This is a genomic window from Cyanobium sp. Morenito 9A2, from assembly GCF_024345575.1.
In the GTDB taxonomy this organism is placed as follows: domain Bacteria; phylum Cyanobacteriota; class Cyanobacteriia; order PCC-6307; family Cyanobiaceae; genus ATX-6F1.
Genome location: NZ_JAGQBJ010000008.1, coordinates 132,923 through 144,921, shown reverse-complemented (window position 1 = coordinate 144,921; position 11,999 = coordinate 132,923). Strand labels below are relative to the sequence as shown.

General features: G+C 66.9%; 9 protein-coding genes and 1 pseudogene. 6 read left to right on the top strand and 4 right to left on the bottom strand.

Annotated features, from left to right (window positions below; genetic code table 11):
* Positions 1-409: 409 nt before the first annotated feature.
* Entirely contained in the window at positions 410-901 is a 492-nt protein-coding gene (locus tag KBY88_RS11130; RefSeq protein ID WP_254940001.1) for a class I SAM-dependent methyltransferase, read from the bottom strand.
* A gap of 1,022 nt (positions 902-1,923) precedes the next feature.
* Here KBY88_RS11130 and KBY88_RS11125 point away from each other — a divergent pair.
* Positions 1,924-3,513 carry a B12-binding domain-containing radical SAM protein gene (locus KBY88_RS11125; RefSeq protein WP_254940009.1) on the top strand — a complete coding sequence of 530 codons (1,590 nt, stop codon included), beginning with the start codon at positions 1,924-1,926 and terminating at the stop codon, positions 3,511-3,513.
* Here KBY88_RS11125 and KBY88_RS11120 read toward each other — a convergent pair.
* Positions 3,490-4,764, bottom strand: a pseudogene (locus tag KBY88_RS11120) (O-antigen ligase family protein); the annotation flags it as partial. The gene KBY88_RS11125 and the pseudogene KBY88_RS11120 sit on opposite strands and share 24 nt — an antisense overlap.
* Before the next feature lie 28 nt (positions 4,765-4,792).
* The gene (purU, locus tag KBY88_RS11115; RefSeq protein ID WP_254940000.1) at positions 4,793-5,665 is read right to left on the bottom strand and encodes a formyltetrahydrofolate deformylase; all 873 of its coding nucleotides are present in this window, start codon (positions 5,663-5,665) and stop codon (positions 4,793-4,795) included.
* An 81-nt stretch (positions 5,666-5,746) separates the two neighbouring features.
* On the opposite strand from purU, the gene psbQ reads away from it, so the two are divergent.
* Genes psbQ through pstS form a run of 3 tightly spaced genes read left to right on the top strand, consistent with a single transcriptional unit; the run spans position 5,747 to position 8,345 of the window.
* Complete coding sequence (psbQ, locus tag KBY88_RS11110; protein ID WP_254939999.1) at positions 5,747-6,229, top strand: photosystem II protein PsbQ; 483 nt, start codon at positions 5,747-5,749, stop codon at positions 6,227-6,229.
* Positions 6,226-7,323: an NAD(P)/FAD-dependent oxidoreductase gene (locus KBY88_RS11105; protein WP_254939998.1), complete on the top strand. Its 1,098-nt coding sequence runs from the start codon at positions 6,226-6,228 to the stop codon at positions 7,321-7,323. Before psbQ ends, KBY88_RS11105 begins: the two co-directional genes overlap by 4 nt.
* Positions 7,324-7,361: 38 nt before the next feature.
* The gene (gene pstS, locus KBY88_RS11100; RefSeq protein ID WP_254939997.1) at positions 7,362-8,345 is read left to right on the top strand and encodes a phosphate ABC transporter substrate-binding protein PstS; all 984 of its coding nucleotides are present in this window, start codon (positions 7,362-7,364) and stop codon (positions 8,343-8,345) included.
* 94 nt (positions 8,346-8,439) lie between these two features.
* Here pstS and dnaK read toward each other — a convergent pair whose 3' ends face one another.
* Positions 8,440-10,476, bottom strand: coding sequence for a molecular chaperone DnaK (gene dnaK / locus KBY88_RS11095; protein ID WP_261348750.1), 2,037 nt, complete (start codon positions 10,474-10,476; stop codon positions 8,440-8,442).
* On the opposite strand from dnaK, the gene KBY88_RS11090 reads away from it, so the two are divergent.
* Entirely contained in the window at positions 10,463-11,392 is a 930-nt protein-coding gene (locus tag KBY88_RS11090; protein ID WP_254939995.1) for a shikimate dehydrogenase, read from the top strand. The two genes, dnaK and KBY88_RS11090, sit on opposite strands and share 14 nt — an antisense overlap.
* Positions 11,393-11,416: 24 nt before the next feature.
* On the top strand, positions 11,417-11,884 hold the full coding sequence (locus KBY88_RS11085) for a Tic20 family protein (protein ID WP_254939994.1): 468 nt from the start codon (positions 11,417-11,419) through the stop codon (positions 11,882-11,884).
* The last annotated feature ends 115 nt before the right edge of the window (positions 11,885-11,999 follow it).

Here is an 11,999-nt window from a genome sequence, read left to right as displayed (position 1 = left end):
TCGTAATCACCGAAGCCGAGCTGCTTGCCACCCATGGACTTGGTCCTGGCTGCGTTCACAGGACCATTGTCCCGAGATCAGCCTGGGCTTTCCAGGGTCTCCCTAACCACCCTTAGCGTCCTGTCGGGCCGCTGACCCAGTGATGATCATCGCCAGACAATCGGGGGAAGTTGTCGTCCACCCAGCGGAGCCGGCTTCAACCCTGCTCCTCTCCCATGATGGCCTGAAGACTCTGCACCAAGACTAACGAGCCTCTCAACGCTCAAATCAATCGGTGCCGTAGCACTTAGCGCGAAGGATACCACGGCAGGCATGAATCATGCCGGAGGCAGAGGCTGCCGTGGTGTCGGCGTTGAATGACGGATAAAGCTGTCGAGAGAAGGCAGGGAATTGCATTGGCCCATTGCAATCAACCTCGCTGAGCGACAAAGTACACGTGGGGTTGTGGGCACTGGCCGTACTCGAAGTGACGCAAAATGCAGCCACCTTCAATCAAAGAGCTGATGATGTGCGGTACACCAAGGGTTGCATGATACATCGGTACCCCCATAGGAGCGTCTTGATGTTCACCTGGTGATTCCAACCCGCCTGCGGTGAAGATAAAAACACCTCCGGATGTCAATCCATTGCAGAGCTTGATCAGCACCGATCTATGTTGGCCTAACGGCACATGCCAGATGCTGTCCCAGGCACTTATGAATTCATATGTTTTCGGAAGAATCCAATCGCAGATGTCCGCATGATGAAAGATGGTATAAGGCGCCGCAGAACGAGCTAGCCTAAGCATCTCGGACGAGATGTCCAATCCCTCGACTTCAAAACCTTGGGATTGAAGGAGGCTCATGAATCTGTCGTTGCTTCCGCATCCAACGTCAAGCGCTGTTCCTTCCGTGCGCAGCATGAAGCTGAGAGCTCGTTTATGTTGTTTAATGCCATTACTTCTGTCAAAAGAAGAGCTGGTCCACCTCGTCGCTATGCGGTATAGCTCTCTGCAACTTGCGTGGGATGCATCGCCTAGTGGCCTAACATCCCCATGGATGGTTGAAATGCTCATCCCAGCTCTGGATCGCTCCGCCGCCGGAGCAACTCACTTTCTTAACATTCATCGAAAGCCTCCTGACTTCATCCTGGGGCAATTGGAAGCTCATCCTCAGGTTGGCTTCCCCACAGACCTGAGCTGCCAGAAGTTCCTGCATCCTGGCAGGTTGGCCACCCGCACTGGTTGAAAGTCGACCGCAGTCCCCGTTGCCGCTGCGCCAGGTCTTCTACGGCCATCCCATCTCGACCCAGCACCTGAGCCAGGTGTTGACACTTGGGGCCAGTTGCTCTGGTCCACTCGGGTCCGGCCATGCCGCAAGATTGCCGGGATGACCTGCGCTTCTGAACAGGTCAGTGGTCTGATCACCCCGCACGGCCCACGTTTCAACCCACGGCTGTCGACCAAGGTGGTGCTCCCATCGCCGTTCCCGGGCCTTTCCTGAATTGTTCTGATCTCGCTCCCCTTTCTCAGGCGAGTGGTGAAGGAGTGTCGGAACCGGGAAGCGCTGCTCGGTATGGCGTGTCCAGAGGCAGTGAGCTCCGTGCTGGCCGTTGGCCTGGGTTGTCCCTCACGCAAGGCCCTGGGGACCTGCAGCACAACGCCTCCAGCGGCCCTTCTCCCTGGGAAGACGTCGTCCGTGGAAGCGCTGGAGCCCTCTGGCGGCAGGGGTGTCCCAGGTCGTGCGGGATGCTGACCCAGACAGCGCAGAGCAGAACGGACGCCACGCCCCCACCAGCGCGCCGCCCAGGCGGGGTCCTCCACCAGGGGGCTAGGCCCCGCCGGGCACCCTCCAGACTGACCACTACCGCCGGGCCGTCCCACCCCTGAACCAGGAAACCCTGTTGTTCGAGCCCGCCCAACCGGCGGCCGATGCCCTCAAGTTGGTGCTGGCCTTCCCCAGCACCTACACCGTCGGCATCACCAGCCTGGGCTTCCAGGTGGTCTGGGCGACCCTGGCCCAGCGCAGCGATCTGGATGTGCGGCGGCTGTTCACCGACCAGGGGGACCTGCCGCACCAACGTGGCGGCGGCGGTCTCGATCTGTTTGGCCTTTCCCTGAGTTGGGAGCTGGATGGGCCCGTGCTGCTGGATCTCCTGGAGCGCCAGCGCATCCCGATCTGGAGCCATGAGCGCAGGGAGAACGATCCACTCGTGTTCGGCGGCGGCCCGGTGCTCACCGCCAACCCCGAACCCCTGGCCCCCTTCTTCGATGCGGTGCTGCTGGGGGATGGCGAGCTGCTGCTGCCCGCCTTCATCGACGCTGTGCAGGCCCATCGCGGCGCGCCCCGGGCCGAGCGCCTCGATGCCCTGGCCCAGGTGCCGGGGGTCTATGTGCCCTCGCTCTACGCCCCCCGCTACAGCTCAGACGGCCAGCTGCTCGCCGTGGAGCCCACGCGGAGCGGCCTGCCGGCCACGGTGGCCAAGCAGACCTGGCGCGGCAACACCCTCAGCCATTCCACGGTGATCACCCCGGAGGCAGCCTGGCCTTCGATCCACATGGTGGAAGTGGTGCGCAGCTGCCCGGAGCTCTGCCGCTTCTGCCTGGCCAGTTACCTCACCCTGCCCTTTCGAACCCCCTCCCTCGATGACGGTCTGATTCCTGCCGTGGAAAAGGGCCTGGGGGCCACCCAAAGGCTCGGGCTGCTGGGGGCCTCCGTCACCCAACATCCCCAGTTCGCCGATCTGCTCAGTTGGCTCGATGGCGAGCGCTTCGAAGGCACCCGCGTCAGCGTCAGCTCCGTGCGGGCCGCCACCGTGACCCCCCAGCTGGGCCGGATCCTGGCCAAACGCGGCAGCAGATCGCTGACGATCGCGATTGAAAGCGGCAGTGAGCGGATGCGCCAGGTGGTGAACAAGAAGCTCAGCGGCGAGGAGATCTTCGCCGCCGCCCGCTACGCCAAGGAAGGGGGGCTCACGGGCCTGAAGCTCTATGGCATGGCCGGCCTGCCCACTGAAACCGACGCCGACATCGAGGCCACCGCTGAGCTGCTGCTGGCCCTCAAAAAAGCCACTCCCGGGCTGCGGCTGTCGCTGGGGGTGAGCACCTTCGTGCCCAAGGCCCACACGCCCTTCCAGTGGGAGGGGGTGCGACCTGAGGCGGAACAGCGCCTGAAGCTCCTGGCCAAACGCCTCAAGCCCAGGGGCATCGAACTGCGGCCGGAGAGTTACGGCTGGAGCGTGATCCAGGCCCTGCTCTCGCGCAGCGACCGGCGTCTGGCCCCCGTGATCGCCGCCGTGCGCGGCCGTCACGACAGCCTGGGGGGCTGGAAAAGCGCCTACCGGGAGCTCAGTACCCAGGCGTCCGAGCCGGGTTCAGCCCCCCTGCCCCCCTGGGCTGAAGTGATCCACGGACGCTGGGATCCCCTGAGCGCGCTCCCGTGGGACCACCTGGAGGGCCCCCTCCCCAAGGCCACCCTCGTCGGACACCACCGCAGCGCCCTGGAGCTGGCGGGGCCGGCCCTGGAATTGGCGTAGGCCCGCCAGCAGAATCCAGCCAGCGACGTTGATGCGGCTGTCATAGAAAGGCATGTCGGTGGCGTGGAGGGCCACCAGCACCAGGGCCGAAGCCCACCAGGCCCGCTCGAACACCGGCGCGGCGACCATGCCCAGCTTCCAGGCCCGGATCAGCAACCAGAGCACCAGGCCCACCAACAAGGCCGCCGCCGGCAGCCCGTGGCTGAGGGCCAGATCGATCGGCAGGTTGTGGGGATGGCCGTGCCAGTGGCCGGTGCGCAGGGGATAGATCACGCTGAAGGCGGCCGCCCCCCAGCCCAGCCAGGGGCGCTCGGCGATCAGACCCACGGCCACGGCCCACTGGCTCAGGCGCGTGATCGCCAGGGGTCGCTGGCCGGCGAAGTTGGCATCACTGAGCCGCACCCAGATCGGGTCCGGCACCACCAGGCGGGCGACGTGTTGGAGGGCCGCCGGCACCATCGGCAGACTGGCCAGACCCACCAGCAGCAACGCCGCCAGGAGCAGGGGCAACAGCCAGATCCAGGTGAGCGGCCCCGCCACCACTGGCAGGGCGAGCACCAGGGCACCCCAGGCGTTGCGGGAATCGGTCAGGTAAAGCGCCAGGGCCTGGCCCAGCACCAGCACCAGTGCGACCCCGCGCCGTTTCCAGCCCAGGCGCCGCTCCAGCAGGGCCGCCAGGGCCAGGGGCCAGGCCAGCGCCAACCAGGCGCCGGCAATGTTGGCGTAATCGAACAGGCCTGAAAGACGCCCCGGCGGGTCGCCGCCCGGCTCGATCCACCAGACCACCAGGCCGTGGAGCGAACGCAAGGGCCCGCTCCAGCCCCACCACAACTGACCCAGACCGGTGAGCACCACGGGCACCGTGCCGGCCACCAGCCAAAGGGCCGCCTTGCGCCGGGCCGCGGCCGTGGCCACGTAGGGCTGGAAGCCCCAGAACGCCCAGAAGAAGGGCAACCAGTTGCCCAGGCCCACCCAGGCCAGCCAACCGCTGTAGGCCCCGAAGCAGCCCAGCAGCATCAACCCTGCGATCAGCGCCAGCAGCCGGTTCACCCGGTCGCGCCAGAACGGCTCCCGGCCGCGGCTGCCCAGCACCAGTGCCAGCAGAAGCGACAGGGAACCCAGCAGGGCGCTGGAGGCCAGCAGCAGCAGGCCCAACTGAAAGCAGCGCCAACCCAGGGGGTGGGCCTGGGACGGTCGCTCCGCCAACAGTTGTCGATCCCAGCGCGCCCGGATCGAGTCGATCAAGCCCATCACGCCAGTTCCATCCCGGCCGCGTCGCTCAATCGAACACCGCCGTACGACCCCGGTAGACCATGACCTGGCGACGCAGGTGCAGGCGCAGGGCCCGGGCCAGGGACAGCCGCTCGCTGTCACGGCCCTTGCGAATCAGATCCTCCACCTCATCGCGGTGGCTCACCCCCACCGTCGACTGGGCAATGATCGGACCACCATCGAGGTCTTCGCTCACATAGTGGGCCGTGGCACCGATCAGCTTCACCCCCCGATCCCAGGCCCGGTGGTAGGGCTGGGCGCCCTTGAAGGCGGGCAGGAAGGAATGGTGGATGTTGATCACCCGTTGGAAAGCCTCAGGGGAATCGAAGCACTCCAGGAACCCCGGGCTGATCACCTGCATGTATTTGGCCAGCACCACCAGCTCGATGCGCTCCTCGGCCAGCAGCGCCAGCTGGCGCTCCTCCACGGCGATCTTGGTGGCGGCATTGATCGGCAGGTGCTCAAAGCGGGCACCGAAATCCTCCGCCAGGGTCCGCAGGTCGGGGTGATTGGAGATCACCAGGGGCACCTCCATCGGCAGCTCGCCGGCGCGGGTGCGCCAGAGCAGATCCAGCAAGCAATGGTCCTGCTTGCTCACGAAGATCGCCACCCGGGGCGTGTCATCGGAAAAATGAACTTGGCCCATCCCCTCCAGGCGCTGGGCCAGGGCCTGGGTAGCGGGCACGATCGCTTCCCTGGGCAGGCCGAATCCCTGGAGCTGCCACTCGATCCGGCTCAGAAACAGACCCGCCCCCTGGTCGGTGTGGTGGTCGGCATGGCGGATGTTGCCGCCATTAGCCGCCACCCAGCCCGAGAGCTCGCTCACCAGTCCCGGACGGTCCGGGCAGATCAGCTGAAAGATGGCCGTGGGATCGCTCATCGCTCCCCCCTGACAGAGGCTCCTGCATCGGGGCATTGTGCCGGTTGCCGCCGTTAAAGTCGCCCAGCTTGCCCCCCGCCCATGGCCGCCCTGCTGGTTTCGACCTTTCGCCGCTTCCTGGCCATCGGCCTCGCGGTGGTGCTCAGCTTCGCCCTGGCGGCCTGCTCCGTTGAATCAGCCAAACCTCCCACCATCAGCTCCGCCGATCTGGCGATGATCCAGCGCCAGGCCGAGGGCTTCCTGGCCTCCCGCAACGAGCTCACCGAACTGGCCAGCCTGGTGAACGACAAGAACTGGGTCTTCACCCGCAACTTGATCCATGGCCCCTTCCAGGAGATGGGGCGTCAGATGCTCTACATCAACCAACGGCTGCTGCCGGCCGATCGCCCCGAAGCCAACCAGCTCTCCGCCCAGGTCAAAAGCTCCCTCGCCCAGCTCGATGAGGCCGCGCGCCTCCAGGACGGTGACCAGCTGCGCAAGTCCTACATCAAGGTGGCCAGCAGCATTGGCCGCTACGCCCAAGTGCTGCCCGACCAGGTGAAGACGGCCCTCAACCAGGTGTGAGCAACGCACCTCCGGCGGCTCCACCGCGGTCGGTGGTGGTCATCGGCGGTGGTTTCGTCGGACGCTGCTGCGCCTGGCTCTTGAGCCGAAGCGGTCACCGTGTGACCCTGGTCGCTGCCGCGCCGCCGGAGGGCGCCCTTGACGGCAGTGGGGCGGCCCTGGGCCTGTTGATGGCCGATGTCTACCGGCGCCGCAGTGGCCGGGGCTGGCGCCTGCGCCAACACTCCCTCGCCCTGCTGGCGCACTGGCAGGGCCTGCTGGCCGCAGCTGGGCACCCTGTGGCCCTTCGCCGGGGACTGCTGCTGCTCGCCCAGGACGCCGAAGACTGGCAACGGCAACAGGCCTTGGCTTCAGCCAGCGCCAAGCCTGGCCCTTGCCTGGAGCTGCGCACGGCCCCCGAACTGCAGCGACTGGAGCCCGTCTTACCGCCGGGCGCGCCGGGGGGACTCTGGTCGGCGCGCGACGGCCAGCTCGATCCGATCGTCTGGGGTGCGGCCCTGGAGGCCGATGGCACAGCCCATGGGCTCCTCCTTGAGCGCGAGCCGGCGGCCGCGATCGCGCCCACCCCGGGGGGGCGGGGGGGCTGGCGGGTGCAGCTGGCTGGTGGCACAGCCCTGGGCGCCGACTCGGTCGTGGTGGCGGCCGGGCTGGGCAGTGGCCCCCTGCTGGCGTCCCTGGGGATCGAGCTGGCCCTCGAACCCGTGCTCGGCCAGGCCCTGGAGTTGGAGCTGGCGGCCACCACCCCTGAGCTCTGGCCAGGCTCGGTGGTCTGGCAGGGGATCAACCTGGTGCCCCGACCCTTCAGGCGGCTCTGGATCGGCGCCACCCTGGAGCCGGGGGAGAGCGCCAACCCCGATGCGCTGACCAACCTGGCCCACCTGCAGGGCAAGGCCCCCGACTGGCTCCGCCAGGCCAGGACCCTGCGGCACTGGCAGGGGCTCAGGGTGCGTCCCGTGGGCCAACCGGCGCCGGTGCTGATCGAGCCGCGGCCAGGGCTGCTGGTGAGCACGGGCCATTACCGCAACGGCATCCTGCTGGCTCCCGCCAGCGCCGCCTGGGTCGCCGGGCGGATCGAAGCCTTGAACGGGGCTTAAACCACCTCGCCTAACAAGGAACACGTCGAATCACCCCCATGCCCTCCCTTCCCTCGAACCGCCTGGTTGGCGGCACCTTTGCCCTGTTGGCCTGCGCCGTCCTGAGCGCCTGTGGCGGCAGCGGCAAGATCAGCGGTGCCGGCGCCTCCTTCCCCGCCTCGATCTACACCCGCTGGTTCGCCGACCTGGCAACTAAGAAAGGCCTTCAGGTCGCCTACCAATCGGTGGGTTCCGGCGCCGGGGTGCGCCAGCTCATCGCCCAGACCGTGGATTTCGGTGCCAGCGATGCCCCGATGCGCGCCGAAGACATCGCTCGGGTGAGCCGCGGGGTGGTGCAGGTACCCATGACCGCTGGAGCGATCGCCGTGGCCTACAACTTCCCTGGCTGCGACCTGAAACTCAGCCAGAGCCAGCTGGCAGGCATCTTCCTGGGCACGATCAACAACTTCAATCAGGTCGGTTGCGGCAACAAGGCGATCCGGGTGGTGCACCGCTCCGACGGCTCGGGCACCACCTTCAACTTCACGGCGCACCTGGCCGCCATCAGCCCCTCCTGGAGCAAGGGTCCCGGCAACGGCACAGCGGTGTCCTGGCCAACGGGCATCGGGGCCAAGGGCAATGAAGGTGTGGCCGCCCAGCTGACGCAGGTGGATGGCAGCCTCGGCTACGTGGAGCAGGCCTTTGTCAGGGGCACCCTCCAGGCGGCCGCCCTCACCAATGGCTCCGGCCAGATGACGAAGCCCACCAACGAAACGGCCAGCCAGGCCCTGGCGACGATCGATCTGGGGCCGGATCTGATCGGCAGCGATCCAAACCCGAAGCAGGGCTATCCGATTGTCACTTTCACCTGGATCCTGCTCTACAAGACAGGCAACGGCGCCAGGACCGAGCCCCTGAAAACCGCGTTCAACTACACCCTTTCACCGGACGCCCAGGGGATCGCGCCCAAGCTCGGATTCGTCAGCCTGCCGGAACCGGTGGTCATCAGAGCCCGCGCGGCTGTGGCCAGCATTGTCCCCTAGGTCCCCTGTCGGCAGCACTGGGCACCATTAACCCCCCCCCCCCCCGAAGCGGGGGCTGATCTGGGGCGTCAGGTGAGAGGAAAGACCAGAGGCTCTACTTGCTCTCGGTGAACTCGGCGTCGATCACGTCGTCGCTGGTGGCACCACTACCGTTGGCGCCCGGCTGGGGGCCGGCTCCATCGGCTCCTGCCGCTCCCGCCTGCTGGTACACGGAGGCACCGGCGGCGTAGAGGGCCTGCTGGAGCTGTTCGAGCAAGGTCTTGATGGTGGCGTAGTCCTCTTTTTCGAGGGCCTGCTGGAGCTGCCTGGACAGATCCTCCACCTTGGCCTTGTCCTCGGCGGCCACCTTGTCCCCCAGTTCACCGAGCTGCTTCTCGGACTGGTAGATGAGGGTCTCGGCCTGGTTCTTGAGGTCGATGCGCTCGCGCTTTTCCTTGTCGGCGGCCGAATTGGCCTCGGCATCCTTGACCATCTTCTCCACCTCGTTCTCGCTCAGGGTGGAGGCGCCGGTGATCGAGATGCTCTGCTCCTTGCCGCTGCCCTTGTCCTTGGCCGTCACGCTCAGGATGCCGTTGGCGTCGATGTCGAAGGTGACTTCGATCTGGGGCACACCCCGGGGCGCCGGGGGGATGCCGTCGAGACGGAAGGTGCCGAGGCTCTTGTTGTCGGAGGCCAGCTCGCGCTCGCCCTGGAGCACGTGGATCTCCACGTTGGTCTGACCATCGACGGCGGTGGAATACACCTCGGCCTTCTTGGTGGGGATGGTGGTGTTGCGGGTGATCATCTTGGTCATCACGCCGCCGAGGGTTTCCACGCCCAGCGACAGCGGAGTGACATCCAGCAGCAGGATGTCCTTGACCTCACCGGCCAGCACACCGCCCTGGATGGCGGCACCCACGGCCACCACCTCATCGGGGTTCACCGTCTGGTTGGGATCCTTGCCGGTGACCCGCTTGACCAGCTCCAGCACCGCGGGGATGCGGGTGGAACCACCCACCATCACCACCTCGTCGAGTTCGCTGCTGGCGAGCTTGGCGTCCTTGAGCGCCTGCTCCACCGGCACCCGACAGCGGTCAATGAGCTTGGAGGCCAGTTCCTCGAACTTGGCCCGGGTCAAGGTGAGGTCGAGGTGCTTGGGGCCCTCCGGGGTGGCTGTGATGAACGGCAGGTTGATCTCGCTCTGGGTGGCGCTGGAGAGCTCGATCTTGGCTTTCTCCGCCGCTTCGGTGAGCCGCTGCAGAGCCTGCTTGTCCTGGCGCAGGTCGATGCCTTCGTTGGATTTGAAACTGGCGGCGAGGTAATCGACGATCACCTTGTCGAAGTCGTCGCCACCGAGGTGGGTGTCACCGCTGGTGGAGAGCACTTCGAACACGCCATCGCCCACTTCGAGCACGGAGACGTCGAAGGTGCCACCGCCCAGGTCGAAGACGAGGATGCGCTCGTTGCTCTTCTTGTCGAGGCCGTAGGCCAGGGCCGCGGCGGTGGGCTCGTTGATGATGCGCAGCACCTCGAGGCCGGCGATCTTGCCGGCGTCCTTGGTGGCCTGGCGCTGGGAGTCGTTGAAATAGGCGGGAACGGTGATCACCGCCTGGGTGACGGTTTCACCAAGGTATTTACCGGCGTCTTCGGCGAGCTTGCGCAGCACCTGGGCGCTCACCTCCTCGGGGGCGAACTGCTTGTTCAGCACCGGGCACTTCACCTTCACATTGGCGCCCGCCTTCTCAACCCCGTAGCTGACTTCCTTGGATTCCTCGTTGACCTCATCGACGCGGCGGCCGATGAAGCGCTTGACGGAATAGAAGGTGTTCTCCGGATTCATGACCGCCTGGCGCTTGGCGATCTGGCCCACCAGCTGGTCCTGGTTCTTGGTGTAGGCCACCACCGAGGGCGTGGTGCGGAAGCCCTCGGCATTGGCAATCACGGTGGGCTTGCCGCCCTCCATCACCGCTACGCAGCTGTTCGTGGTGCCAAGGTCAATTCCGACAACTTTGCCCATCTGTTTCCTCCTCTTAGTCGGGTGATTTGAACTGGATGCATCCTCCACACCAGGGGCCGCAGCAGGCGAGGTGTGGTTCCCGAACCGTTCCCGTACGGTGCCCCCAGATACACCCCGCCCGATGCCACCCACCATCGACGGAGCCACGGCCCTGGTGGGCGTTCTCGGCGATCCCGTGCGCCACTCGCTCTCGCCGTTGATGCACAACGCCGCCCTGGAGGACTTGGGGCTGAACTGGGCGTACCTGGCCCTGCCCACGCCGGCGGCGGCCCTGGCGGCGGTGCTGCACGCGCTCGAAGCGATCGACTGCCGCGGCCTCAACATCACCCTGCCCCACAAGCAGGCGGCGGCGGCCCTGGCGACGGAGCTGAGCCCCCTGGCCGGGCGGTTGGGGGCGGTCAACACCCTGGTGCGACGGGCCGAAGGCGGCTGGTTCGGCACCAACACCGATGTGGAAGGGTTTCTGGCACCCCTGCGCGACGACAACGCCCGCGATGCCACCGTGGACTGGCAGGGGAGGCGCGCCCTGGTGCTGGGCTGCGGCGGCAGTGCCCGGGCGGTGGTGGCCGGCTGCGCCGAACTCGCCCTCGAGCGGATCACGGTGGCAGGGCGCCGACCCCAGTCCTTGGAGCCCTTCGTGGCGAGCTGCCGCCCCTGGGCCCCTGGCCTCAGGGCTCTGACCTGGAACGGGACTGGCGTTGGCCCCCAGGGCGATCCCCTGGCGGCCGCCCTGGCTCAGGCCGATCTGGTGGTAAACACCACCCCGGTGGGGATGGTCGCTCAAGGCAATCCGGCGGCGGCCCATCGCTGCCCCCTGGGCCCCGGCCAGCTGGACCACCTGCGGCCAGGCACTGTGGTCTACGACCTCATCTACACACCCCGCCCCACCCGCCTGCTCCAGGAGGCGGCGGCCCGGGGCTGCCGCGCCCTCGACGGGCTGGAGATGTTGGTGCAGCAGGGGGCCGCCGCCCTGCGGCTCTGGAGTGGCCAGCCGCAGGTGCCTGTGGCGACGATGCGCCGGGCGGCCCTGACCCGCCTGGAGGGGCCCTAGCCTCGGGCGATCACGACGGGCCCCATGGCGGAACCACCGATCTGGCAGCGCCTGTTGGCCTTGCTGGCCTACCTGCTGCCCTGGAGCGAGGGGGTGCCCTTCGGTCGCTCGCTCTATGGCCTGTTTCCCGCCCTGCAGTGGCTCACCCTGCCGGTGGTTCCGGTGGTGCTGCTGCAAAGGCTGGTGCCATTCGGTGGTTTTCTGCTGTTTCTGGTGCTGTTCCTGGCGGTGGTGCGCAACCCGAAGGTGCCCTACTTCATCCGCTTCAACGTGCTGCAGGCGATCCTTCTGGACATCGTGCTGGTGCTGCTCACCCTGGCCTTCAACGTGCTGCTCACACCCCTGGGGGCCAGCTTCGCCATCCGCACCCTGAGCAACACCATCTACCTGGGCACCCTGGTGCTGGTGCTGTTCGCCGCTGTCCAGTGCCTGCGCGGCAAGGAGGCCGATATCCCCACGGTGTCGGAGGCGGTGCGGATGCAGCTCTACTGAGGGCCAGCCCCGGCCAGGGCACTGATCAAGGCTGGTCCAGGTGCCGCGATAGGGTGATCAATCCGTCGCTGATCCGGCCCCGGGCCCCTCAGCCTCACCCCCCTCGGTCGGCCCC